The sequence below is a fragment of the Mycolicibacterium agri genome, assembly GCF_002553505.1.
GTDB classification, from domain to species: Bacteria; Actinomycetota; Actinomycetes; order Mycobacteriales; family Mycobacteriaceae; genus Mycobacterium; species Mycobacterium agri.
Window position 1 is genome coordinate 1 of record NZ_PDCP01000001.1, and the last position, 24,744, is coordinate 24,744.

The window sequence follows — 24,744 nt, forward strand, 5'->3', positions numbered from 1 at the left end:
ACAACCGCACCGGCGAGTCGGGCGGACGGGGCCAAAACAGACCGTCCTACCGGGGCCAAATCAACCTGTCACAGCCACGAGTATCTACGCCGCAACACCACCGAAGGCTGGATCATCGACGTCTCGCCCGAAGGGCAACGCCCCGAGGTGGCTACGCGTATTTTCCCGGGCGTCCAACAACCCCTGGCGATTGCCATCTTCACCCGAACCCCGCACTGTGACCCGCAGACCCCCGCCCAAATTCACTACACCGCCGTGCACGGTCACCGTGCAGAGAAGTGCAACGCCCTGGCCAAGCTGAACCTCCAAGACACACAGTGGCAGCCGGCGCGCACTACCTGGCAGGCCCCGTTCACGCCTGCGGCCCAGTCCCAGTGGGACGACTACCCCGCGTTGAATGATCTGCTGCCCTGGAGCAGCACCGGGATCACGGCTAACCGCAACTGGCCCAGTGCCCCTGTCGTCGCGGTCCTCAAAGAGCGCCTCAAACGGCTTGTCGCAGAGCCTGATAACACCCGCAAGGCCGTATTATTCAAGCAAACCGACACATCGTCATTGACCGCGCGCAAAGAGCCCTTCGCCGCTTCGGATACCGAACCGCACACCGACCGCGCGTTCAACAACGAAACAGCTAGCTATGTCAACACCGCACGTATTGTCCGATACGGCTACCGCTCATTCGATCGCCAATGGATAATCGCCGACCGACGACTGCTGGACCGCTCACGCCCGGAACTGTGGGCAGCACGGCTCCCCGGCCAGATGTTCGTAATCGAGCAACATTCCCAACCAGTCAGCGACGGGCCGGGCATCATGGTCTCGGCCCTCATCCCCGACGCCCACCACTTCAACAACCGAGGCGGCCGCGCACTACCGATGCTGCACCCCGGCGGCCGACCCAACGTCGCCAAAGGCCTCCTCGGAGCTCTCTCGACAATCAGTGGCCGCGAACTCACCGCCGAAGACCTGATCGCATACATCGCAGGCGTCACCGCCCATCCCGGATTCACCGAAAAGTTCACCGAAGAACTGGACACCCCTGGAATCCGTGTACCGATCACCACCGACCTCGAACTGCTCCAACAAGCCATCGACCTCGGCCGGCACGCGATCTGGCTACACACCTACGCCGAACGGTTCACCGATATCCACGGCAGCGACGTCCGATACCCCGCGGGTGACCCGCACCGCATCACAAACCTGACCGCAGTCAACACGATGCCGACCGCAATGACCTACGACCCCGGTACCGCCACCATCCACATCGGCGGAGGCTCATTCGGCCCCGTCCCGCAGGCAGTTTGGAGTTACACCGTCGGGGCCGAGAAGTCGTCAAATCTTGGTTCAACTATCGCAAGAGCAACCCGAGCGGCCGCCGCACCAGCCCTCTGGACGACATCAACGCAACGACCTGGCCGACGGAATGGAACGGCGAACTCATCGACCTGCTGTCGGTGCTCAGTCGCCTCGTAGAGCTGGAGCCCGCGCAGGCCGACTTGCTCAACGCCATACTCGCCAAACCTGTGGCGAGCTACACCGACCTCGCCTCCGCCGGAGTGACTTGGCCTGGCCCCCACGCCAATGACGTACAGCGCATCCCCAACTACGCAGAGGCGGATCAAGGCGATCAGAGCGAGGGCTTGGACGGACAGCTCGGCTTCACATTCGGCGGCACCTGAGGCCCTCGATGCCCCGAGGGGCCGCGCAACTGCCGTTCGGTGACTTCGCCCCGAACACATGCTCGCGAGACAGGACGCTTCGTCGGGAACTCCCCCTCGTCCGGGCCGAGCCGCAACTCAAGAGGCTCGTTGCTGTTGCAGAATCAGTGGCTTTTTCACATCTGCGCTCCTTAAACCGCTGGCGAAGCAGGGGGACGTTCCGGTCAGCGATGGCGGTTGTGTGGGGTTGGCAGCTCAGGTCCACCCGGCACGCCGCACGGGTAGCTGAGCGGCGACGACGCGAAATAGGCGCGCGCCATGACCGCCGGTAATCTGCTGTGGCCGACTTGTTCACTCGGCACTGATCTGGCGCGAATCGACACGTTCATTGACGACTGTCGAGCTCTTCCCACTCGGCGGTTTCGGCCCGGTACTCATCCATCGTCGTAGCATCGGCCGCGTTCATCGCTGATGCCATGGCCTGCAGGCGTTGTTGCCGGTCGTACTCGCCCATGATGGCGGCACGCTTGGGATGGCGTGGCGGAGGTACCTCTCTTTTTCGACGCCCTTCGGGCCGGAGGGGGTGAAGCTCGGCAACGGGTTTACCGTGCCGAGTGATGACGAGATGTTCTCCCGCTGCAATGCGAGAAAGAATCTCGTCCAGATTGATCCGGATGTCCAGCAAAGTGATCGAGTTCGACTTCACAAGTGACCGATGCTAACTGTTTTGGAATGGCGGCCCGAATGGCTCGGCGTCCAGCTACCGTTTTAAGCATGACGAATCAGATCAGCACTCGATGGGTGCACCGCCGATGCAATACCCAGGTCGGTGCATGGGTCCATCGGGCGTAGGGAGACTAACCATGACCGCCCAAGATCGTGGCAGCGCACGCCTGGCCAAACTATTGGCCGATCCGCAACGTGCAGCTCGCGTGGCTGCCATCCGCGAGCAGATGAACCAGCCCAGCGCCGATTCGCCCGGACTCCACGACCGGGCAACAGCACCACGCAGCATGACCGTCGACGATCTGCACCGCGCCGCCGACGCCGCCAATGACGTGAACAATTCCGAGGTTATGGACGCCGCGTGGCGGCGGCGCTCAATCTAACGCCCCGCGCTGATGCACTAACTAAATCGGCAGTGCCGCAAAGGCTGTCGATATACGACGTAGCAGTCACCGTTGATCGGCGGTCAGCTGTGAGAGTACGATGTTCCCGCCGTAAGTGCGGTGACGTTTCGTTCACGTTCGTGCTTGACGTTCGCTCGAGCAGAGGCAAGGGATCGCCGGAGTTTGGCGTTCTCTTCTTCTCCGGCGCGGAGCTTTTCATGCAGAGTCCGCATGAGACGACGCAGTTCGGCATTCTGCTCTGCCAGGTGGTTTCCCTGGGGATCGAACAGCTGGCCGATGAGATCACTGATCCGGTCATCGCGGTCCCGCAGGGTGTTTCGGAGGGATTTTGCGAGCGCCTCGGCGTTGATTGCGCGCTCCCGCCAGGAGGCGGTCGCAGCGCCGAGTTCCTCGGTTGCAGGTTCGGTGGGTGTATTTTGCGACGTGTCTCTGGCGAGGATGACGGCTTGCGTCAACAGTGGACGACGTTTGTCGTAGATGAAGGTTTTGCTCACCCCGGCGAGGTCGCAGACGTCTTCAACGGTGAATGGGACGCCCTTCTTGGTCAGTCGGGCCAATGCGTTTCGGACCCGCCGTTCACATTCGATACTGCGCTGAGTGCGGGATTCGATTGCTTCCACCGGTCGCCGACGCGGCTTTGCATCACTGCCCATCTTCTCCTGCTCCCTGTTCCACGGCTTGTATGTGGCTCGCTTCACCCGTGTGCAAGTCAGTTACTTGCCACCCCGTCGCGAAAATTGGATTGAAGTAGTCATGTAGTGGCGTTCGCAAGTCCAGCTTCTCGGCCTCCTCAAGAAGGCCGAGTTCGTTAAGTGCTTCGCGGAGGTTATTAAGGACGGATTCCCAAGGCTCCCACTGATTCAGGATGTAGTCGCGGGCGTCGCTGTTGGGTGCACCTTCGGCGAAATGGTAGGCCGCGTCGCGCTTGCGTTCCCAGTAGGTCAGGTCGGCTCCAGTTAGCACGAAGTGTTCGCACGGACCATCTGGTGCTGTAGTGCAGTGCTTAGCTTTAGGGCATTGGGATCCGCCTACGACGGGCCCGTAACGGCACAGTCCGTGCTCGACCGGTATTACCGTCAAGTCAATCCGATCAGCAGCCGCCCTGGGGTTGCATCCGTTAAGTTCTGCGGGTCGCAGCAAGATGGTTCCCGGTTTGTCCATACCTGGCCCGGCCGCCCAGACCTGCTGAAGGTGGCGCGTCATCGACTCGTTGTTGTAGCTGGCATAGTGCACCAGCGCTTCGGGCGAAAAATGTCCGAGCATCTGGCGAACCAGGGCCGGCGGCGCACCGTTGTTGAGCAACGAGGTCGCCAGGGTCGCCCGAGTTTGGTGGGTCTTGAGATTGCGCACTCCCAGCGATTTCAGCCAGAGACCCCATGAACGCCGGAACGCATCCTGTGAGAGTTCGAAGACCAGGTCCGGATTGCGCACCGAGCGAGGGAACAGTGGCATCGTCTGCTCCCAACCGTCTTCGACCCGCTGCCTTTCCCGCGGGCTGAGAGTGGACAATTTTCCGCCATATCGCCTACGCAACTTCGATCGGGTCTTCTCCTGTCGCGCGAGCAATCGTTCGTAAACCGGCAAGTGACAGGGGACGCCATGGTCGACAATTCGATTCTTGGTGATGTCGCGCCAAATATAGGGTTGAGCGTTTCCCACCAGACCAATACAGCCAAGCCGTAATCCGAGAGTCTCGCCGATTCGGCCGCCCTGGAAGGCCTGCACCAGCCAGATGTCGGCTAACCCCACGTCAGCGCGATCTGCCGCCTCGAGTCGGAGAATATTCGCCGGAGCAACAAGGGTCTGAAACTCACCGAAGGCCATCGGTCGAGGTCTGGGAGCGTTGGGTTGTCGTGAGATCATCGGCAATGCAAGGGTGAACGAGTCCAATTCCGGGCAGGTGCGGCGTCGATCACGGCTGTGCTGCAACAGGATCCGTATTGACTTCATGTAAACCATCCGGGTGAGCGTTGTCAGCACAGGCGCTTGCCGAAGAGGAGTATTGGTCAGTCGAGCTATAGGGATCTTCTCTCGAAACCATATGTCCCACACCTCTTTGAGCAAGCTCGCGTCGTCTGGGCCTAGCTTTTCTGGGTCTACACCCCCGTCGTCTCGATGTTGACGCAGAAACCCTGATAGGCAAACGGCTCCGCACATCCGCTGGTGGACCGTCGCTGCGGACGGCCGCTTACCCTCGGGCAGCAAGGCCATATCGCGGCAAAACTCCCAAGCTAGGTCGCGAAGCCAGCGCTGCGAGATTTCCGTCAAGACCCATGGCTTGCGTCGCGTACGGGTTTGTGTGTCCGGAAACGGCGCAGCGCCGACGACGACTGGATCGAACCAGCCCTCTTCCTTTGCGGATGTGTCTGTGGCAGTGAGGCTTCGAGCAGCGAACGCGAGCGCCGTAAGTCCCCGACGGACCAAAGCGTTCTGACAGGAGGTCAGGACCGTCTGCATCTGGTCGTTCTCAGCCAGTGATTGAATGTTATGGCGCGCCAAGGCATCGACACCGGCCCGAATTGTGGCGGGGGTTATTCTCACGCGGTGTTTTAACTGACAATGCCGGTGCAACGCGAAACGGATCTCTGCCTGCAGACGAGATGGCAGGGCGCTGAGACTAGCCTTCCCTCGGCTCTGCACGTCACCGAGCGAGTCTCGTAGTAATGACGAGGTTAGGTAATCGCTCCACGCGGCCAGATCTGCTGAGCCCCCCACGGTGCGTAACCAGTGTCGCCACTGACTGTGGTGGGATCGGCAGATGCGTCCACCATCGGGCGTGAGAAGAGCGCCATCGTGCGCGCAACCGGTCAACGAGCACCTCTGTAACGCCGATAACCGGCTGACGACGCCCCGGCGCCAGGCTATCTCGCTTCCTCCACGCTTTATTTCCTTCGCAAGCGAGTTTGCGTGCGCAGTGCACAGGCCGCGTCCGCTCGCCTCGCGACTGCAGTGTTCCACTGTGCACTCGGGGAACCGCTTAAGCGCGAAACCGATTCGTGACCGATCGATCGGTTCAGCGCTGGAAATGAAGTCTTCGACGTCGGCGGTGGGGTTGCTCAGCGAATATTGCTTGGCGTGCTTATCGCAGAGGTAGGTCGTGTGAGTTGGCGCAACTGCTCCTTCGCACTCGGAAACGCGACACGCCCACCCATAGGTCGGATGCTGCGGAGGGAATTGAATCGGTTCCATCACAAGCCAATCGGCGAACTGTTCGCTGACGATTTCGTACCGCCGTTCGAAACTCAACCCTGGTGATCGGCTTGCATCGACGACTGGGATGGCGGCGGTATCGAATTCAGCTATGGCGGTCACCATTCGTCCCTACTTTCCTTGAGATGCGCGTCGACTGGAGGACGTGCTGTCGCCTCCCAGGCCTGCTTGAGGAAGGTGATGGCGTGACGGTTGGCGGACTTGCCGTAGAGATCGGTCACCATTTCTGGACTAGCCCAACCAAATTCCTGTGCGACCATGTCAGCGTTGAAGTCCGAGGCGACGTAGAACGCGGCGGCCGCCTTATGCCGAAAACTGTGGGGCGTGACGCGAACATCAATCGCTGCCCGACCGCATGCGCGTCGCAGCATTTTGCGGATGCCAGCGGTAGTCAGTGCAGCGCCCACCGTTGTGCCCTGCGTATGGATCAGCACCTGCTCATGGGTCACCGCGTATTGGACCGGATGGTATTCATCAAGTAAGTAGGCATAGAAAGTGCTGACCATGTCCGGGCTCACGGCTCGGATAACCCCATCGACCACGTGGCCGTCTGCGCTGAGCCTCGCGCCCGACACAAATCTGGACTTGGCGCGAGCTCCGTTTGGGTTGTCGTCGCGCGATACAAGGTGCACGTGCGGATCAGCACGCTGACCGCATGGATGGTGGCGTTTCAGATGAAGGTCCGAGAAGCGGAGGCCGCATAACCCGCCCACCCGAAAACCGCCGTCGTGAAGCCAAGTCACGATCATGACGTCACGAGCTGTAAGCAGTACACCCGGCTCATACAGTGCTGCGACAACTTGGTCAGACAAATAGCGGGGTCGGCGGGCCGGCTTCCTCGGCGAAAGCGGATTAGCGGCGGTACGCCTACCGCGCACGGTTGCAGAAGTGGCTCCGAGACCCTCGATCAACGTCGGATGAACCGCCTGGGGTGATTTCGCGGCGACGCACAGGTAGTACGCCTTCACGATGGTCGCAACGTTGTTAGCTGCGGACGGGCCCAACGGCAGTTGATCCGCCCGCCGCCAGGCGATGCCGTATACGTCTTCTGCTGCACCTGTGAGGCCATTCATGTAGCGCAACAAGTCGTCAAGGGTAACGCGATCGGGGGTCTTGCCATTTGCTGCCGCCCAGTTGAGATGGTCAGCCAAACCGTAGGCGTAGGTTGCCTGGGTCCCCGGGCCGTAGCGCTTAAGCACATCCAGCGAACGACGGTGGACCTCAGAATTCGCGTCAACGATCCAATGAGACACCCGGCCACCAGGGTGGCGGATCTTCCGTACCGAAAACCGGGCGAACTCTCCCACCAAGACTCCTTCCGGAGCGGTGATTGATACGAACGCAGTCTTATCACGCGTTCGCGACATGCCCGGTGAGGCTCGCCAAGAACGTCGCGAACGCCGTGCAAGCCGGGCGGTAAGACCGGCCACGACGGCGGCGCCGGCACCGTGCACGCGAACAACCCCGCCGAGGTGCCTGCACGGCTGGAGGCGCTGGCGGTGCTCGGCGGCCTCGACCGCATGGCCCTGCACAGTCAGCTCGCCGCGGCGGTCCAGGTGCTGCTGCACGTGGCGCGCGACCACGGTGGCAAGCGACGGCTCAACGAGATCGCGGTGCTGCGGCCGAACGGCGACGGCCTCGTCGGGGTGTCGACCGCCTGGCATGCTGAAGCCGGAAAGGGCAGCGGCGCAGACGATCTCACCGCTCTACTGACCGTGCGGGGCGCGCTGTGACGGCCGCGGCGCTGGCCATGGCGGCGGCCATCCTGATCGCGCCGGGACCGTCGCGACTCCGGATGTGGCAGTCGCACAGGCATCACCGCCGGTTCCCGCTCAAGGCCGTCTCGGCCGTCGTCGCTGCCGCGACGGCGATGGTTCTGCCGCTGCCAATGGTGGTCGCGTCGGTGATTCTGGCCGCCACGTTGCTTCTGCGGTGGCGGACTCGGATGGTGCACCGGGCACGGACGCGCGAAGCGCGTGCGTTGCAGAGCGCACTGGACGTTCTGGTCGGTGAACTGCGCGCCGGTGCCCACCCGGTCGCCGCGTTCGATGTGGCGGCCCGGGAGGTCACGGGCCCCGTGTCGGCGAACATGGGCGCCGTCGCGGCCAGGGCGCGGCTAGGGGCCGACGTGGCCGCCGGACTGCGTCAGGTCGCGCGGTCGTCGCGCCTGCCGGGGCACTGGGAGCGGCTCGCGCTGTTCTGGCGGTTGGCGCAGCGGCACGGCCTGGCGATTGCCACTCTGATGCGTGCGGCTCAGCGTGACGTCGTTGAACGGCAACAGTTTTCGGACCGTGTTGATGCCGGCATGGCCGGTGCGCGGACGACGGCGGCAGTGCTGGCGGGCTTGCCGGTGCTGGGCATCGGGCTGGGGGAGCTCATCGGCGCGGATCCGGTCGGGTTTCTGACGTCGGGCGGGGCGGGCGGATGGCTGCTTGTCGTCGGCGTGACGCTGGCTTGCTGCGGCCTGCTGTGGTCGGATCGCATCACCGGGGGTGCGCTGACATGAGCTGGGCGGCGGTGTTGTTGGCGGCGGCCCTGCTGCTCGGTGGAAGACCGACGCGGGCACACGTGCGCGCGGCAGACGATACGAGGGCGAAGGATTCAGCGCCGCGGGACGCGGATGCGTTGGCCGTCGCGTCGACCTTCGACGTGTTTGCCGCTTGCCTCAACTCGGGGATGGCGGTGTCGACTGCGGCAGCCGCGGCTGCGTCGTCGGCACCTGCGGCGCTCGCCGGTGTGCTCACACGGGCCGCAGACATGCTGGCCCTTGGCGCGGATCCCGCTGCGGCCTGGACCAATCCCGCGCTGCCGCTCGACAGCCAGGGTGAGGCCCTGCTGCGGCTGGCACGTCGATCGGCGGCCTCGGGCTCGGCGCTGGCGCAAGGCGTTGCCGACCTCGCCGACCAGTCCCGCAGTCAGGCGGCCGCGGCGGCCGAGTCGCGTGCCCAGCGCGCCTCGGTGCTGATCGCCGGGCCGCTCGGGGTGTGCTACCTGCCCGCGTTCGTCTGTCTGGGCATCGTGCCGATCGTCGCCGGGCTGGCAGGTGACGTGCTGCGATCGGGGCTGTCATGAACGTGAAACTACGTCACGAGGAACCAGAGGAACCAATGGAAGGGAAAAGCGATGGCGGCGAGTATGATTCGCGAAGCGAAGGCGAGACTGACACTGTTGCTCGTCGACGACGAGGGCATGTCTACCGTCGAATACGCTATCGGCACGATTGCCGCGGCGGCGTTCGGCGCAATCCTGTACACCGTCGTCACCGGCGACTCCATTGTGACGGCGTTGACGAACATCATCAACCGGGCGCTCAACACCAACGTTTGATCGGCGAGCGCGGCGCCACCACCGTCGAAGCGGCGTTCGCGATCGCAGCACTGATGGTGGTGCTGCTGTTGTGCGTTGCAGGCCTGACCGCGCTGTCGATGCAGGTGCGCTGTATCGACGCCGCGCGGGAGGCGGCCCGGTTGGCGGCTCGCGGCGACGACGGCGACGCAATGCAGGCAGCCCATGACATCGCCCCGTTCGGCGCGCGCCTGCAGATGCAGGAGGAAGGCGATTATGTGGTGGCTGCGGTGTCGGCGCACTCGCTTCTGTTGCCGGGCATCACGATTCGAGCGGAAGCGGTGGCGGCTCGCGAGCCGGGTGCGCGATGACCGCGGCGCGGCCACGCTGATCGCCGTGGCGATGATGGCGGTCCTGGTCGCGGTGACCGTTGGGGGCGTCCACATCGCCTCGGCGGTGATCGCGCGGCACCGCGCGCAAGCCGCGGCCGACCTGGCGGCGTTGGCCGCTGCCGCTGCACTCCCGGCAGGCGCAGGGGCGGCCTGCGGGAAGGCGTCGCTGATCGCAACCAGGATGGGGGTTGAGGTGACCGGCTGCACCGCCGACGCGCTCGACGTGGTGGTGACCGTCAGCGCCGGTCCGGCAAAGGCCGCCGCGCGGGCCGGACCGGTCTAGTCGACTTTGCCCTTCTTTTTCTTCTTGTCCTTCTTGCTCTTTCGCGCCTTCTTGCCCGATACGTCGTCAGAACCGCCGTCTTCGTCGAGGTTCACGATCTGCAGTTCCTCGTCGGTGGGCCTTCGGAACGCGACCACGGCTGCGAACGTATCGGGTTCCAACTCAACGCGATTGATCGTCAGGTGCACGGGAACCCAGCCGCCATCGTTGGCGGGCAGCCGCAACACCCCGGTGGTGGCGCCGTTGGCGAACTCCAGCGTCATGCGCGCCATGTGCATGGCGTCGGCGGGATTGACCGATTCCCTGCCGGCCTCGCGGGCCCGCCAGTCGAAGAACGGGGCGGGGTCATCGAGCCACTTCAACAGCGTCCAGTTCACCGGATCGACCAGCGCCCGGTGCACTCCGGGGCGCGCGGGCCCATCGACGACGTCCGGCTCGAGGTGGTCGGCAGGCAGCGCCGGGCCCACCGGTTCGGCACGCCAGTTCATCGCGCGACAGATCAGGTGCTCGCTGCCGTCCTCCTGCGCCTCCATGTTCGCGCGGGCCACGAAGCCGACCGATATCGTCTCGCCCTTGTAGTCGGTGACGGTCCAGGTGTCGCACATCGTCATGCCGGGCTCGGCTTTGAGCGCCATCGCCAGCACCTTGGCCTCAGTCGGCTTGGCCTCCCGCATCGGCTGGTCTTCGGCAAGGGTGCGGTGAAGGGTGTCCGCCGTCGACGGGTCCCTGCCGCTGTTGTAGATGGACTCCTTGGTGTCGGTGGCCACCCCGGCCGTCAGGTCCCAGATCAGGGGCCCTGGAACGGACCGCTCCGGCGGTTCCATGCCGATCGGGCCGATCCAAACGTGCACGCCATGGAGCCGCCCATCGGACATCACGACGGGTTCGGTACGAATCACGCGGTCATTTTTCGGCGTGATGGTGCTCATGGCTTCACCGGACTGAACTGTTTCGGAAACCGCCGTTTGAATCGCCATCAAATCCGGACTTCGTCGCAAAAATACGCTGATCGGGATGAGATTCTTGGTTACGCGACCGTCGGCGACCACAACCGGTTCGCCACCTAACGTCTCCACGAGCAGCCAGTCGTGGCTCATTGCCTGAATTTTACCGGGCTGCGGTTTGCGGACACGCAACGCGAGGCGACGACGAAATTCGTCGTTTCATGGTATAGACCATGAATTTGGCGCCGCCGTAAATCGAACGCCAAGTTGCTCGAAGGGCTGCTACGAGGTACTTTACCTGTGCGCCTGGCGTTTTGAGACGACAACGAATTGCGTTGTATGTCGATTCGTCTCAAGTGTTTGGGCGTTCGGCGTGCCCGATCCGGCACCGTCGATTGCTGGTCCACGGGGGCGGCCGTCGCCGTGTTCCATTTTCTTCTTATTGCCAGGCCACCATCTCGCGAAGCACAAGCCGCAGCACGCGCACGGCGCCGGCCTTGTCCAACGGGTCGTTCCCGTTCCCGCATTTCGGAGACTGCACACACGACGGGCAGCCGTTCGGGCATTCGCAGGCCTCGATCGCGTCGGCCGTCGCGCCCCACCAGGTGGCCAACTGGTGATAGCCGCGGTCGGCGAAGCCGGCGCCACCCGGGTAACCGTCGTAGACGAAGATCGTCGGCAACCCGTCGACCGGTCCCACCGCGGTGGACAGTCCGCCGATGTCGCCGCGGTCACAGCTGGCCACCAGCGGCAGCAGTCCGATCGCCGCGTGCTCGGCGGCGTGCAGCGCCCCGGGGAACTGCAACGGATCGATCCCGTTGTCCTGCAGCGCTTCCGGCGTGATAGTGCACATGACCGCTTTGGTTTCCAAGTCGCGCGTCGGCATCTCGAGCTCGACGAAGTCGATGACCTCGCCGCTCAACTCGCGACGCAGATAGCCGATCACCGTATTGCTCACGCACACCGGAACCAAGCCAATGGTGATCGCGCCGAAAGTCTTTCGCTCACCCGGGCCGGTGACCGTGATGTCGGTGAGTTCCCGCGCGAACGTCGTGTAGCCCGGATCGTCGGCATGCACGAACGCGACACCGTTTTCGAAGTCGAGCGAGTCGACCACATACGACTCGCCCTGATGTAGATAGACCGCGCCGGGATGCACGGTCGCGGGCGCGCGGCCCGCATCAGCGCTGCCGAGCAGTCGGCCCGTTTCGGTTTCCAGGATTGCGATCTGACCGCCGGAGGACCCGCGAATGTCCACGGCCGGATGCGGATCGAGGCCTGGGCTGGGGAAGTAACCGCTGGGCCGTCGACGCAACAGGCCGTCGTCGACAAGGGCGTCGGCGACCTCTTCGGCATTCCATGCCCGCACCTCGGCGTCGGTCAACGGCAGTTCGGTTGCAGCACACAGCAATTGCGGCCCGAGAACGAACGGGTTAGTCGGATCGATGACCACCCGTTCGATCGGCTTGTCCAACAGCGCGGCCGGGTGATGCACCAGGTAGGTGTCCAACGGATCGTCGCGCGCGATCAGCACGATCAGCGCGCCCTGCCCGCGGCGGCCGGAGCGGCCCGCCTGCTGCCAGAACGACGTGACCGTGCCCGGAAAACCGGCCAGCACCACGGCATCCAGGCCTGCGATGTCGACGCCGAGTTCCAGCGCGTTGGTGCTCGCCAACCCGCGCAGGTCGCCTTCGGCCAGCGCGCGTTCGAGTTCGCGGCGGTCTTCGGCGAGATACCCGGCGCGATAGGAGGCGACCCGTTCCGTCAACTCCGGGGCGATCTCCTCCAGTCGGGAGCGCGCACTCAACGCGGTCAGTTCGGCGCCGCGGCGGGACCGGACGAACGTCAGCGTGCGCGCGCCCTCGGCGATCAGATCGGCCATCACCCTGGCCGCTTCCGCCCCGGCGGAACGGCGTACGGGTGCACCGTTTTCCCCGACCAGATCGGTGAGCAGTGCCGGCTCCCACAGCGCGACGGTGCGCGCGCCCTGCGGTGAGCCGTCATCGGTGACCTCGTGGACCGTCTGCCCGATCAATTCCGACGCTGTGGCCGCGGGCGACGCGGTCGTCGCGCTGGCGAAGATCACCGTCGGCATCGAGTGATCGGGCGAATAGCGGGTGCACAACCGCAGCAGGCGGCGCAACACCATCGCCACGTTGGATCCGAAAACGCCGCGATAGTAGTGGCATTCGTCGACGACGATGTAGCGCAGGTTGCGCAGGAACACTGCCCACCTGGCGTGGTTGCGCAGCAGCGACAGGTGAATCATGTCGGGGTTGGAGAAGATCCAGCGCGATCGCTCGCACGCGAAACGCCGCACCTCGCTGGGGCTGTCGCCGTCGTACGCGCTCGGCGCCACCGACGCCAACTTCTCGACGGCATCGGTGAGGGCCTGCGCGGCCCGCAACTGGTCGTGCCCAAGGGCCTTCGTCGGCGACAGATACAGCGCGCGGGCACGGGGATCGGTGGCGAACGCCGTCAAGATCGGCAGTTGGTAGGCCAGCGACTTGCCCGACGCGGTGCCGGTGCTGAGCACCACATGACGACCGTCGTGAGCCAGGTTGGCCGCCTCCACCTGGTGCGACCACGGCTCGGTGATGCCGCGATCATGGAACGCCCGCAGCACATCCGGGTCCGCCCAGTGCGGCCACGAGCGTGGCCGGGCACGCCGCGGCGGCAGATCGGCGACGTGCCGCACCGGCTTCTCGTCCGGGCTGGTGCCCTCGACCGCGCACGCGAGCAGCTCGCGGCCGAAATCCGACATTGTTGACCCTCCTGTAAGCGAATTGTTCCTCAAGTGATGTGGCAAGACTGTCGCGGAGGCCCCGAACATGATTGACTATGGGCGGTCGCAGCTTCTGTGTTCGTGTATATATGCACCCGCAGGATCGACGTTGCGATCGCGGTTCCTGCGAGGGTTGTAGGTCGGGTCAAGTTCCGACGACTCCACGAAGGTATGGCGGTCGGAACGGGCCCGGTACGCCGGAAGTCGGTGGACCGCACCCGGTAAGAAGAGAAGGAAAGATCGAAAGATGCCACAGGGAACTGTGAAGTGGTTCAACGCGGAGAAGGGCTTCGGGTTCATCGCGCCCGAGGACGGCTCCGCCGACGTGTTTGTCCACTACACGGAGATTCAGGGAACCGGCTTCCGGACTCTGGAAGAGAACCAGAAGGTTGAGTTCGAGGTCGGTCAGAGCCCCAAGGGCCCGCAGGCAACCGGCGTTCGGTCCATCTGAGAGAAATCGAACCTGAACGATCACCCCCCGCATAGTCCAACCAGACCGGCGGGGGGTTTTCGTTTCTCTGTGCCCTGCGTGCGGCGCTCCATACGCGCGCCGCACGACCCGGCCCAGATTTTCGGTAGAACTTCCGGCGCGGCGGTGGCCGCGACGGCCCCCCGAGCGCGGTCGACTGGCCTACTGTCGTTGGCGTGAGCCAGCTGTCGTTCTTCTCGGCAGAGTCGGTACCGCCCGCGGTCGCCGACCTCACGGGGCTGCTTGCCGGGCCGGGCCAGGTGGTGGTCGTCGGCGGCGGCGCACGGCTGTCGGTGGTGGTCGACGATCTGTGGCGGGCGGTCGCGCTGGCCGAGATGATCGTCGAGGCCGACCTGGAGCCCGAGATCGCCCGCACCGACGAGAACACGCCGCTGGTGCGCACCGCGGTGGATTCGCGGCTGCTCGGCATCGCCGCCGAGTGGACCAGGGGCGCGGTCAAGACGGTGCCGCCGCAGTGGCTGCCCGGCCCGCGCGAGCTGCGGGCCTGGACGCTGGCGGCAGGCACCCCGGAGGCGGATCGCTACCTGCTGGGGCTGGACCCGCACGCGCCTGACACATATTCGCCACTGGCCTCGGCGCTGATGCGTGTCGGGATCGCGCCGACCCTGATCGGCACCCGCGGCTCGCGTCCGGCGCTGCGGATCAGCGGCCGTCGACGCCTATCGCGCCTGGTAGAGAACGTCGGGGAACCTCCTGCGGACGTGGAAGCGTTCTCGCATTGGCCTCGGTTGTAGGACGTCGAAAGGGGCTTGACAGGGGAGGGGCCAGTTTGCGTCGGCACGTCCGGGGTGCGAAATTGTCAGGTGCTAACGGGCGACGGATAGTGGAAAACGCATAGATCTGGCACCGGACGGCAAATATAGAAGTGGAGCGTAGGCACAGTTGGCTGAAGACCGCGGCGGCGGCCGCAACGGTAGCGTGCGGCGACTCGTCATTGTCGAGTCGCCTACCAAGGCACGCAAAATTGCCAGTTACCTGGGCTCCGACTACATCGTGGAGTCGTCCCGCGGCCACATCCGCGACCTGCCGCGCAACGCCGCCGACGTGCCCGCCAAGTACAAGTCGGAGCCGTGGGCCCGCCTCGGCGTCGACGTCGACCACAACTTCGAGCCGCTCTACATCATCAGCCCGGAGAAGAAGAGCACCGTCAGGGAGCTGAAAGACAAGCTCAAGAACGTCGACGAGCTCTATCTCGCGACGGACGGCGACCGCGAGGGCGAGGCCATCGCCTGGCATCTGCTCGAGACGCTCAAGCCGCGCGTCCCGGTCAAGCGGATGGTGTTCCATGAGATCACCGAGCCGGCGATCCGCAACGCCGCCGAGCATCCGCGCGACCTGGACAACGATCTGGTCGACGCGCAGGAGACCCGCCGCATCCTGGACCGGCTGTACGGCTACGAGGTCAGCCCGGTGCTGTGGAAGAAGGTCGCGCCGAAGCTGTCGGCCGGCCGCGTGCAGTCGGTGGCGACCCGCATCATCGTCCAGCGCGAACGCGAGCGGATGGCGTTCCGCAGCGCCGCCTACTGGGACGTCACCGCCGAACTGGACGCCAGCGTCTCCGATCCGCAGGCCACGCCGCCGACCTTTGCGGCCAAGCTGAACATCGTCGACGGCAAGCGGGTGGCCACCGGCCGCGACTTCGACTCGCTGGGTGAGCTGAAGAAGCCCGACGAGGTGCTGGTGCTCGACGAGGCCAGCGCGGGCGCGTTGGCCTCGGGGCTGCGTGGTGTGCAGCTGCAGGTCACCTCGGTCGAGCAGAAGCCCTACACGCGGCGGCCGTATGCGCCGTTCATGACGTCGACGCTGCAGCAGGAGGCGGGCCGCAAGCTGCGGTTCTCCTCGGAGCGCACGATGAGCATCGCGCAGCGGCTCTACGAGAACGGCTACATCACTTATATGCGTACCGACTCCACCACGCTGTCGGAGTCGGCCATCAACGCCGCGCGCAACCAGGCCCGCCAGCTCTACGGCGAGGAGTACGTGCATCCGACGCCGCGGCAGTACACCCGCAAGGTGAAGAACGCGCAGGAGGCGCACGAGGCGATCCGGCCCGCCGGCGACGTGTTCGCCACGCCGGGGCAGCTGCACAGCGAGCTGGACACCGACGAGTTCCGGCTCTACGAGCTGATCTGGCAGCGCACCGTGGCCTCCCAGATGGCCGATGCGCGCGGCACGACGCTGTCGCTGCGCATCTCCGGGCAGTCCCGCGACGGGCAGCAGGTGGTGTTCAACGCCAGCGGCCGGACCATCACGTTCGCCGGCTTCCTGAAGGCCTACGTCGAGAGCATCGACGAGCTGGCCGGCGGCGAGTCCGACGACGCCGAGAGCCGGCTGCCGAACCTGACCGAGGGCCAGCGGGTGGACGCCAAGCAGCTGACGCCCGACGGGCACACCACCACGCCGCCCCCGCGCTACACCGAGGCGTCGTTGATCAAGGCGCTGGAGGATCTGGGCATCGGTCGCCCGTCGACGTACTCGTCGATCATCAAGACCATCCAGGACCGCGGCTATGTGCACAAGAAGGGCAGCGCCCTGGTGCCGTCGTGGGTGGCGTTCGCCGTCACCGGCCTGCTCGAGCAGCACTTCAGCCGGCTGGTCGACTACGGCTTCACCGCCGCGATGGAAGACGAGCTCGACGAGATCGCCGCGGGCAACGAGCAGCGCACCACGTGGCTCAACAACTTCTACTTCGGCGGCGATCACGGGGTGCCCGAGTCGATCGCGCGCTCGGGCGGGCTGAAGAAGCTTGTCGGTGTCAACCTCGAAGGCATAGACGCGCGAGAAGTCAACTCCATCAAGCTTTTTGACGACGAAGAAGGGCGCCCGATCTACGTCCGCGTCGGCAAGAACGGCCCGTATCTGGAGCGCATGATCATCGGCGAGGACGGCGAGCCCAAGCCGCAGCGCGCGAACTTGAACGACTCGCTGACCCCGGATGAGCTCACCCTCGAGCTGGCCGAAAAGCTTTTCGCCACACCGCAAGAGGGGCGCGTGCTGGGCGTCGACCCGCAGACCGGCCACGAGATCGTCGCCAAGGATGGCCGGTACGGCCCGTACGTGACCGAGGTCCTGCCCGAACCCGAGGATCCGGAAGACGGTGTGACGGCGAAGAAGGGCAAGAAGCCGACGGGTCCCAAGCCGCGCACCGCGTCGCTGCTGCGGTCGATGAGCTTGGACACCGTCACACTCGAGGACGCGTTGAAGCTGCTGTCGCTGCCGCGTGTCGTCGGCGTCGACCCCAACACCGGTGAGGAGATCACCGCGCAGAACGGCCGCTACGGGCCGTATCTGAAGCGCGGCAACGACTCTCGCTCGTTGGCCAGCGAAGAGCAACTGTTCGACATCACGCTCGAAGAGGCCTTGAAGATCTACGCCGAGCCGAAACGCCGTGCGGGACAACGGGCTGCGGCTCCTCCGCTGCGGGAGCTGGGTGAGGACCCGGCGACCGGCAAGAAGATGGTGATCAAGGACGGCCGGTTCGGCCCGTACGTCACCGACGGCGAGACCAACGCCAGCCTGCGCAAGGGTGACGACGTGCTGTCGATCACCGACGAGCGCGCCGCCGAGTTGCTCGCCGACCGCCGTGCGCGCGGCCCGGTCAAGCGCACCGCGAAGAAGACCGCCAAAAAGGCGGCGAAGAAGGCGCCCGCCAAGAAGGCCGCCAAGGGCAGCTAGCTGCGCGCCTCGGCGTCTTCGGCCTGACGATCCTTGGGCCCGGCTTGTGAGGGTTGCGAGGCCGCGCCGTCGGTCTGTGCTTTCGCAGCGACTTCTCTGTCTTCGTCGGGCTGCTGTTCAGCGGCCTCGTCGGTCTGCTGGTTGGGGTCGACGAGGTTCAGCGGACGGGCCAGCTGGGTCGGGGCCGTGCGGCCGCGCAGTTCGACGATCTCGCCGACGTCCCAGCACAGCGCCTCGGCGTCCAGCGCGCCGCTGACCGCGATGGCCGACGCGAGCACATGACCCTCCTCCAGCTTGGCCAGCTCCGTGAGGCGGGCCGCCTCGTTGACCGGGTCGCCGATCACGGTGTACTCGAAACGCGCCTGAGCGCCGATGTGCCCGGCGATCGCGCGGCCCGCGGACACCCCGATGCCGAACTCGATATCGGAGCCCAGCACGTTGAGCAGTTCGTCGTGCAGTTCCCGGGAGGCGGCCAGCGCAGCGCCGGACGCGTCCGGGTGTTCGATCGGCGCGCCGAAGATCGCCAGCGCCGCATCGCCCTGGAACTTGTTGACGAAGCCGCCGTGGCGGTTCACGGTGTCGACGACGACGCGGAAGAAATCGTTGAGCAGGTTGACGACCTCGGCGGCGGGCCGGGTGGAGGCCAGCTGCGTCGAGCCGACCAGATCGACGAACAGCACGGCGACGTCGCGCTCCTGGCCGCCCAGTTCGGTGCCGCGCTCCAGGGCGCGGCGGGCCACGTCTTCGCCCACGTAACGGCCGAAGAGGTCACGCAGCCGCTGCCGTTCGGCGAGGTCGCGCACCATGTCGTTGAAGCCGGCCTGCAGCAGCCCCAGTTCGCTGGCGTCGTAGATCTGCATGTGGGCGTTGTAATTGCCGCGCTGCACTTCGCCGAGCGCCCAACGCAATTGGCGCAGCGGGTCGGCGATGGCCATGGCCACCAACACCGTGCCGGCCAGGCCGACGACCAGTGCGGCGATGGCCATGATGAGGATCGGCGTCGTCAGCCGGTCGGGGGAGGCCGTGAGGATCTGGAACTTGCTGGCCACCAACGCCAAGATGATGGCCAGGACCGGAACCCCGGTGGACAGCACCCACGTCAGCACCTGGCGCAGGATGACGCCCGCGGCGCGGTAGTTCTCGGGTACGCCGCCGCGCAGGGCGGCGACCGCGACCGGCCGCAGCACCCGCTCGGACTGCAGGTAACCGATGATCGCCGTCGCGGTGGCGCCCAGCGCGGTGGCGACCGCGACGACGGGCGCCGAGTGGCTGGCCACGGGCCAGCTGGCGACGATGAAGACGATCGACCCCAGGAACCAGTTCGTGACGCTGATCAGCGTGCGATAGAAGGGCATTCTCAGCGCCCTGGTGCGCGCCAGTTCGGTGGCGGCGGGGTCGGTGTCGGTGAGCATGCTGTCGCGGCGCTGCCACCGCATCACCGGGATCAGCAGCCGCAGGCTGACATAGGCTCCGATGGTGAACGACAGGAACAGGTAGCCCAGGAAGATCGCCAGGTTGAACGCGGGCAGATCCTGCAGCTGGATGCGGTCTTCAGGCGGCAGGCCGAACCGCAGAAAGCCAAGGACGAACAGCGCGCCGATGATGTCGGCCTGCAGCATGCCCAGCGTGAACACCGGCCATGGGGTGCGCGCGACCCAGCGGACGAATGCCTTGATTCGTCCGATCGGTTCTGGCGCGGTGGTCACCTGTCAACCGTATCGGGCCGTGGAGACCAGAAAAGGTGGTCTGGGACGGACGTGTCGGTTCGCAGCACTACTGTTACCTGCGATGGCGGGTGTTTTTTCACGTCTGGTCGGCCAGGGCGCTGTGGAGGCCGAACTTGTGGCCGCGGCGCAGGCTGCGCGCCGTGATCCTGCTCACAGCGCCGACGCTACAGGCACCATGACTCATGCCTGGCTGATCACGGGGCCACCGGGGTCGGGCCGCTCGGTGGCGGCGCTGTGCTTCGCGGCCGCGCTGCAGTGCACGTCCGACGGGGTGCCCGGGTGCGGGGAGTGCCGGGCGTGCACGACGACGATGGCCGGCACCCACGCCGACGTGCGGCGGATCATCCCCGAGGGGCTGTCGATCGGCGTGGACGAGATGCGCACCATCGTGCAGATCGCGTCGCGGCGGCCGGGCACGGGGCGCTGGCAGATCGTCGTGATCGAGGACGCCGACCGGCTGACTGAAGGCGCCGCGAATGCGCTGCTCAAGGTGGTCGAGGAACCACCGGCCTCGACGGTGTTCCTGCTGTGCGCGCCGTCGGTGGACCCGGAGGACATCGCGATCACGCTGCGCTCGCGCTGCCGCCACGTGGCGTTGGTGACGCCGCCGGTGGAGGCCATCGCGCAGGTGCTGATCGAGCGGGACGGGATTCCCGCCGAGGACGCCACATGGGCGGCGTCGGTCAGCGGCGGGCATGTCGGGCGGGCCCGTCGGCTCGCCACCGACGAGGAGGCCCGCCGCAGGCGTGAGCGGGCGCTGGGGCTGGCGCGGGACGCCGCCACGCCGTCGCGGGCGTTCGCCGCCGCCGAGGAGCTGGTGGCGGCCGCCGAGGCCGAGGCGATGGCGCTGACCGTCGACCGCAACGAGGCCGAGACCGAGGAGCTGCGCACCGCGCTCGGTGCGGGCGGCACGGGCAAGGGCACCGCGGGCGCTCTGCGGGGTGCGACGGGCGCGATCAGAGACCTTGAACGCAGGCAAAAGTCACGCCAGACGCGGGCCTCGCGCGACGCGCTGGATCGCGCGCTGATCGACCTGGCGACGTACTTCCGCGACGCCCTGCTGGTGTCGGCGCACGCGGAGACGGTGCAGCCCAACCACCCCGACATGGCCGACAAGGTCGCGGCGATGGCGGCGGCGGTGCCGCCGGACCGCCTGCTGCGCTGCATCGAGGCCGTGCTGGAGTGCCGCGAGGCGCTGGCGGTCAACGTGAAGCCGAAGTTCGCCGTCGACGCGATGGTCGCCACCGTCGGGCGGGCGCTGCGGAACTGACTTGGGCGCTCGCCGGGGCCTGCCGTAGACTCGTGCCGCCCGGCTCGCTCCGGGCGTGCCACCTTAGCTCAGTCGGCAGAGCGATTCACTCGTAATGAATAGGTCGGGGGTTCGATTCCCCCAGGTGGCTCTCACTTGTCGATTCGCGCGGCACCCCCTTTTTCGCGCGGCACCCCCTTTTTCGCGCGGCACCCCCTTTTTTCGCGCGAGAGTGCGTGTCTGCGGGCGACACGCCGTGTGAATTGCGAAGTTTGCGCACCCTCGCGGCCCGCTGTGTTGCTACTCGCCGAGCGTCTCCTGGGCAATCCTGTTCGCCGTCGAGGCGGCCGGGAAGCCCGCATAGCCGCTGGAGTGGTAGATGACCTCGGCGATCTCGTCGTCGGTCAGCCCGTTGGTGCGGGCGATCCGGAAATGGATGGCCAGCTCGTCGGTGGCGCGCAGCGCGATGAGCATGCCCAGAGTGACGAGGCTGCGTCCCCACAGCCGGCCGAAGACGTTGTCGACGGCGATCTCGAACAGCTCGTCGGCGAAACCGCCCTTCGGAAGGGTTGCGTCGTCGCCCAGGACGCCGGGCATCAGCTGACGGAAGACGTTGGTTCCTGTTTCGCGCACATCAGTCATGCGCTCACTGTCGCATCAGACCGGGGCGAGGTAACCCACGGGCCCGGATGCGACGCAGATGGACAGCGCGGCGGTGTTGGCGCGCACGTTGATGGCGTCGCCGGCGCCGGGCAGACGCACGAAGACCCGGTTGAGGCCAGGGTGTACCGGCACCTTGATGTCCTTGCCCTCGCTGAGCGACAGTGTCATGGAGCCTTCGCTGTTGGCAAGGTAATTGATTTCGGCGGTCCAGTCCGACGGCAGCAGCGGCCCGTCGAGTGGCATGCGGGCCGGGAAGTCGGGCTGGACGAGGTATCCGCACTTCGGGTCGGGTCCGGGGACAATGGTGCGGACCCAGGTGACCTTGGCGTCGACGAGGTTGCCGCGATTGTCGAGCATGCGCAGTTCGGTTGTGCTGTCGGCGAATTCGGGCCGGTCACGCAGTAGTGCGAACATGTGGCTCGCCAGGTTTTCGGGTGCGGCCACCCGTTGAAGGACGAACGGGTCGACTTCTTGGTCAAGCATCGGAGCGCTGGAGGTCTGGTGGGCTTTGGCCAGCCCGGCTCGGGCGTTCTGCAGGTACGGTTGTGCGGGATTGTCTTGCCAGATCGTCGTGAAGGTCGCGGTGGAGTACAGACTGCTGACGACGAAAGCTGCTGTGGCGGTGACGATTATCGCGGTGCGCGTGGGCGAGGCGTCGAGCCAACGGGAGCGTTCGCGGTTCGGGGCGCAGAGACCCACGGCCGCGAGCAGCGTGAGCACGATGACGAGGTCGGGGAAGTAGCGAAGGGTCTGCGCGAGCTCCAACGCGGTGAATTTCGATGAGCGCAGAAGATAAATCGGGATCTGGCAGGCGATGGCGTAGCCGACGGCGGTGAGCCACAGCAGGCCGATGCGTTGCTTGCGGAGGAATGACACGGTCACGACGGCGGCGAGCGCCAGCCAGCCGAGCGCCATGGCGGTGGCCGGTGGTGTCGCCCAGGGCGACGCCGGGGCCCAGCGTTGCCAGTCCCACGGCCCGCCGGCGAGCCCGGGAATGATGCCGTGAGTGATGGAGCGGATCAAGAGGTCTCGAGTCATGGGGAGGTCGCGGCTCCACCGTTCCTGGTCGACGATGATGACGTAGAGAACGATCCAGGCGGCGGTGAGTGTGAGTGAGCTGATCCAGAGGTGTTGTCCGCGTTGCCAAACGGTGCGCAGAGCCTTCGCGTCACCTGTGACATGCGCGAGAAGCGCTGCGACGGTGAATGCGACGAAGGGGATGACGGCGGCCTTTTCGAAGAAGAGCAGGCCACCGAGAAAGACGAGGAATCCGGTGACGGCGTAGCGCTTTTGGCCGGTGCGCACCAGCAGGATCGCGTCTGCCGTGACCCATGCCATCGCGGTGAGCATCGGCAGCGAGTTCAACGCGGCTGCCCACCAGGCGAATCCGGGGATGCCGAGAGGAGTGAACAGCGCGAACATCAGCGGGATCAACAGGACGGGCCGCCACCCAAGGATGACGTGGAGGGCTCGTAGGAGCGCGAGTGAGGCGAGGAGCTGTAGAACCACCAGGCTGATGGCCGGCCCGACCCAGTTCAGCGGTGCCAGGTGGGCGATCACGCCCGCGACGAGAAAGGCGGCGGGCATGACGTGGCCGTCGTGGTCGTCGAACAGGTAGGCGGGGGAGAAGAGGCTCTGGGTGCCGGCGCGGCCGATGAGGATGAGGTCGTCCCAGTAGAAGTAGCCCTTGAAGGCCAGGATCGCCCGGAGGACGAGTTGGACCGCGATCAGGGCGATGGCGGTCGATGCAACCCAGTTGGTGCGGGTCAGCCGGACTGCCATACGTCCTTTCTGCTGGTCGGCGGGACCCTTCGAGGGTACGGGTCGGACGGGTTGGCCAGCGATCCTGGCGGTGCTGCCAGCCAATCGGGGCCGGTCACGCGTTCACAACAGCTGCTGCGATGCGATTCGGGATGCCTTTACGCTGGAACAATGACTGGAAGCTCGCCCTATCCGCCTGGTTATGGCGCTCCTCCGCCAGGAAGCGGCCCTCCCCAGGCCGGGCCCGGTTATGCCCCGCACCCGTCGGCTCCCCGCCCGAGCCCCTCTCCGCGGACAGGCCGAACCGGTCTCTTAGCGTCCGGCGTAGTGCTAGCCGTGCTGCTGGGAGTTGCCGCACTGGTGGTGTCGATCGTCGCGGTCACGCGGGAACCTGCGTTACCGCCTCAGCCTGCCGTTCCTCAAGCCGCTCCGCAGCAACTGTTCGTAGATGACGCCGACAAGGCGCTCTGCGAGGCAATTGGCCCGCTCATGAGAGAAGCTAGTGATCGCACCAACGCTTTTCTGCGGACAGGAACTCCCGATTCGCCGGAGCGCTTGAATGCGATCGCAGGGTTCAAAGCCGAAACAGCAGATTGGGCTAATCGCATCCAGAAAATTTTGAATGAGCATGCGGACCCCCCGCGCTACCTCACTCGTACGCTCCAGCGCTATATCGATGGGTTGTTGCTCTACAGCGAAAATATGTATAAGGAACGCGGGCCTGATCCTTTTGACACCACCACTTATGATTCTGCAATTGTCGCTTACGGCGGGCCCCTCGGAACTTGCTACAAGGTCGGCGTTCGGTGGTAGCAGTCGGAGGCGCTGGCGAGGTCAAACCGAATCGCAAGTTCTCGCACTTGATCCTCGATGGGCTGTGGCCCGAAACTTCCCCTAGCCCATGGGCGGGAGTAGCGAGTGCACAACAAACTTTCGCGCAGGCCTCTCGGACCGCGGCAGGACAGGTAAGTTCGTCCGCTGCTTCGATCCTCTCGAGTAATGACGGAGCGATGATCGAGTCCATGCACGCGACCTATCAGAGCGACAGCAAGGCCGTTGAGTCGCAGTCGGATCTGTTCGCTGAAATGGCTGGTGCGATCAACAAATGTGCTGACATCGTCGAAGAGGCTCGGCTGCAGCTGGATGCGATCGATCGTGAGGCGCACGGAGCGATTCAGGAACTCATCGACAGCCAGAAGGGCGGGGTGTTCGGCGGTTGGGCTGTGCTGTCCATGATTTGGGCGATTCTCTCGCAAGCTCGAGCGGCTGCGATGGCGGCGTCCTCAGCTGCAGCGGCAAATATCGCTTCGCAGGGTTTCAGGGTTGAGTCGGCGTCCGCACCGACACCGGCCAGCGTGTCCGGCTTACCTACTCAAGCAGAGCCGTATAGTCCGCGTCCTCAACCACAATTTTTTATGGCAGGCAACGAGACGATCCCGCAAGACGTTCCTCCACAACCTCCCCAGCGTCCGGTGCGGGTGGATGGTCACGA

At 65.5% G+C, this 24,744-nt stretch carries 22 protein-coding genes, 1 tRNA gene and 1 pseudogene; 15 read left to right on the forward strand and 9 right to left on the reverse strand.

All coding sequences use genetic code 11. From position 1 onward, the window contains the following. Together CQY20_RS34725 and CQY20_RS00010 are read left to right on the forward strand one after the other, a co-directional pair. A partial coding sequence (locus tag CQY20_RS34725) for a type ISP restriction/modification enzyme (RefSeq protein ID WP_337424778.1) occupies window positions 1–1,473 on the forward strand: 1,473 nt, incomplete at its 5' end. Then, entirely contained in the window at window positions 1,455–1,679 is a 225-nt protein-coding gene (locus CQY20_RS00010; RefSeq protein WP_234816023.1) for a hypothetical protein, read from the forward strand. The genes CQY20_RS34725 and CQY20_RS00010, both read left to right, overlap by 19 nt. 364 nt (window positions 1,680–2,043) lie before the next feature. On the opposite strand, the gene CQY20_RS00015 is transcribed toward CQY20_RS00010, so the two are convergent. Further along, a complete protein-coding gene (locus CQY20_RS00015; protein ID WP_097937606.1) occupies window positions 2,044–2,364 on the reverse strand; it encodes a type II toxin-antitoxin system Phd/YefM family antitoxin in 321 nt (106 codons plus the stop codon). A gap of 157 nt (window positions 2,365–2,521) precedes the next feature. Between CQY20_RS00015 and CQY20_RS00020 the strand changes: the two genes are divergently transcribed. Further along, window positions 2,522–2,767 carry a hypothetical protein gene (locus CQY20_RS00020; protein ID WP_234816024.1) on the forward strand — a complete coding sequence of 82 codons (246 nt, stop codon included), beginning with the start codon at window positions 2,522–2,524 and terminating at the stop codon, window positions 2,765–2,767. Window positions 2,768–2,850: 83 nt separating this feature from the next. Here CQY20_RS00020 and CQY20_RS00025 read toward each other — a convergent pair whose 3' ends face one another. The 3 genes from CQY20_RS00025 to CQY20_RS00035 are packed head-to-tail and all read right to left on the reverse strand — an operon-like array spanning window position 2,851 to window position 7,305. Further along, complete coding sequence (locus CQY20_RS00025) at window positions 2,851–3,441, reverse strand: MreC domain-containing protein (RefSeq protein WP_097937607.1); 591 nt, start codon at window positions 3,439–3,441, stop codon at window positions 2,851–2,853. Then, the gene (locus CQY20_RS00030) at window positions 3,431–6,103 is read right to left on the reverse strand and encodes a tyrosine-type recombinase/integrase (protein ID WP_109789711.1); all 2,673 of its coding nucleotides are present in this window, start codon (window positions 6,101–6,103) and stop codon (window positions 3,431–3,433) included. The genes CQY20_RS00025 and CQY20_RS00030 overlap by 11 nt, the downstream gene beginning before the upstream one ends. Beyond that, entirely contained in the window at window positions 6,097–7,305 is a 1,209-nt protein-coding gene (locus CQY20_RS00035) for a tyrosine-type recombinase/integrase (RefSeq protein ID WP_097937608.1), read from the reverse strand. The genes CQY20_RS00030 and CQY20_RS00035 overlap by 7 nt, the downstream gene beginning before the upstream one ends. Before the next feature lie 114 nt (window positions 7,306–7,419). On the opposite strand from CQY20_RS00035, the pseudogene CQY20_RS00040 reads away from it, so the two are divergent. The 6 genes and pseudogenes from CQY20_RS00040 to CQY20_RS00065 form a co-directional block, all read left to right on the forward strand. Continuing rightward, window positions 7,420–7,731, forward strand: a pseudogene (locus CQY20_RS00040) (TadA family conjugal transfer-associated ATPase); the annotation flags it as partial. A gap of 17 nt (window positions 7,732–7,748) precedes the next feature. Continuing rightward, window positions 7,749–8,504, forward strand: a complete 756-nt coding sequence (locus CQY20_RS00045; protein WP_234816044.1) for a type II secretion system F family protein — start codon at window positions 7,749–7,751, stop codon at window positions 8,502–8,504. Next, entirely contained in the window at window positions 8,501–9,070 is a 570-nt protein-coding gene (locus CQY20_RS00050) for a type II secretion system F family protein (RefSeq protein ID WP_097937610.1), read from the forward strand. The genes CQY20_RS00045 and CQY20_RS00050 overlap by 4 nt, the downstream gene beginning before the upstream one ends. Before the next feature lie 51 nt (window positions 9,071–9,121). Then, window positions 9,122–9,325 carry a DUF4244 domain-containing protein gene (locus CQY20_RS00055; protein ID WP_097937611.1) on the forward strand — a complete coding sequence of 68 codons (204 nt, stop codon included), beginning with the start codon at window positions 9,122–9,124 and terminating at the stop codon, window positions 9,323–9,325. Between the two features lie 53 nt (window positions 9,326–9,378). After that, entirely contained in the window at window positions 9,379–9,654 is a 276-nt protein-coding gene (locus tag CQY20_RS00060) for a TadE family type IV pilus minor pilin (RefSeq protein ID WP_097937777.1), read from the forward strand. Continuing rightward, on the forward strand, window positions 9,560–9,958 hold the full coding sequence (locus tag CQY20_RS00065) for an Rv3654c family TadE-like protein (protein WP_097937612.1): 399 nt from the start codon (window positions 9,560–9,562) through the stop codon (window positions 9,956–9,958). The genes CQY20_RS00060 and CQY20_RS00065 overlap by 95 nt, the downstream gene beginning before the upstream one ends. Here CQY20_RS00065 and CQY20_RS00070 read toward each other — a convergent pair. Together CQY20_RS00070 and CQY20_RS00075 are read right to left on the reverse strand one after the other, a co-directional pair. Beyond that, window positions 9,955–11,055 carry a PAS domain-containing protein gene (locus tag CQY20_RS00070; protein WP_097937613.1) on the reverse strand — a complete coding sequence of 367 codons (1,101 nt, stop codon included), beginning with the start codon at window positions 11,053–11,055 and terminating at the stop codon, window positions 9,955–9,957. The two genes, CQY20_RS00065 and CQY20_RS00070, sit on opposite strands and share 4 nt — an antisense overlap. A gap of 286 nt (window positions 11,056–11,341) precedes the next feature. Further along, window positions 11,342–13,666: a DNA 3'-5' helicase SftH gene (locus CQY20_RS00075; protein ID WP_097937614.1), complete on the reverse strand. Its 2,325-nt coding sequence runs from the start codon at window positions 13,664–13,666 to the stop codon at window positions 11,342–11,344. Between the two features lie 268 nt (window positions 13,667–13,934). On the opposite strand from CQY20_RS00075, the gene cspA reads away from it, so the two are divergent. The 3 genes from cspA (at window position 13,935) to topA (ending at window position 17,852) form a co-directional block, all read left to right on the forward strand. Beyond that, window positions 13,935–14,138 (forward strand): cold shock protein CspA, encoded by a 204-nt coding sequence (cspA, locus tag CQY20_RS00080; protein ID WP_097937615.1) that lies wholly within the window; start codon window positions 13,935–13,937, stop codon window positions 14,136–14,138. Between the two features lie 194 nt (window positions 14,139–14,332). Further along, window positions 14,333–14,911: a hypothetical protein gene (locus CQY20_RS00085; RefSeq protein ID WP_097937616.1), complete on the forward strand. Its 579-nt coding sequence runs from the start codon at window positions 14,333–14,335 to the stop codon at window positions 14,909–14,911. 148 nt (window positions 14,912–15,059) lie between these two features. Further along, complete coding sequence (topA, locus tag CQY20_RS00090) at window positions 15,060–17,852, forward strand: type I DNA topoisomerase (protein WP_097937617.1); 2,793 nt, start codon at window positions 15,060–15,062, stop codon at window positions 17,850–17,852. Here the strand turns inward: topA and CQY20_RS00095 are convergent. Continuing rightward, window positions 17,849–19,558, reverse strand: coding sequence for an adenylate/guanylate cyclase domain-containing protein (locus CQY20_RS00095; RefSeq protein ID WP_234816026.1), 1,710 nt, complete (start codon window positions 19,556–19,558; stop codon window positions 17,849–17,851). The two genes, topA and CQY20_RS00095, sit on opposite strands and share 4 nt — an antisense overlap. Window positions 19,559–19,640: 82 nt before the next feature. Between CQY20_RS00095 and CQY20_RS00100 the strand changes: the two genes are divergently transcribed. Both CQY20_RS00100 and CQY20_RS00105 read left to right on the forward strand, forming a co-directional pair. Next, window positions 19,641–20,849: a DNA polymerase III subunit delta' gene (locus CQY20_RS00100; protein WP_097937618.1), complete on the forward strand. Its 1,209-nt coding sequence runs from the start codon at window positions 19,641–19,643 to the stop codon at window positions 20,847–20,849. A gap of 57 nt (window positions 20,850–20,906) precedes the next feature. Beyond that, window positions 20,907–20,979, forward strand: a tRNA-Thr gene (locus CQY20_RS00105). Between the two features lie 149 nt (window positions 20,980–21,128). Here CQY20_RS00105 and CQY20_RS00110 read toward each other — a convergent pair. Then, a complete protein-coding gene (locus CQY20_RS00110) occupies window positions 21,129–21,470 on the reverse strand; it encodes a carboxymuconolactone decarboxylase family protein (RefSeq protein ID WP_097937619.1) in 342 nt (113 codons plus the stop codon). Between the two features lie 15 nt (window positions 21,471–21,485). Then, a complete protein-coding gene (locus CQY20_RS00115; RefSeq protein WP_097937620.1) occupies window positions 21,486–23,273 on the reverse strand; it encodes a hypothetical protein in 1,788 nt (595 codons plus the stop codon). Between the two features lie 306 nt (window positions 23,274–23,579). Between CQY20_RS00115 and CQY20_RS00120 the strand changes: the two genes are divergently transcribed. Next, window positions 23,580–24,065: a hypothetical protein gene (locus tag CQY20_RS00120; RefSeq protein WP_097937621.1), complete on the forward strand. Its 486-nt coding sequence runs from the start codon at window positions 23,580–23,582 to the stop codon at window positions 24,063–24,065. Window positions 24,066–24,744: the final 679 nt, after the last annotated feature.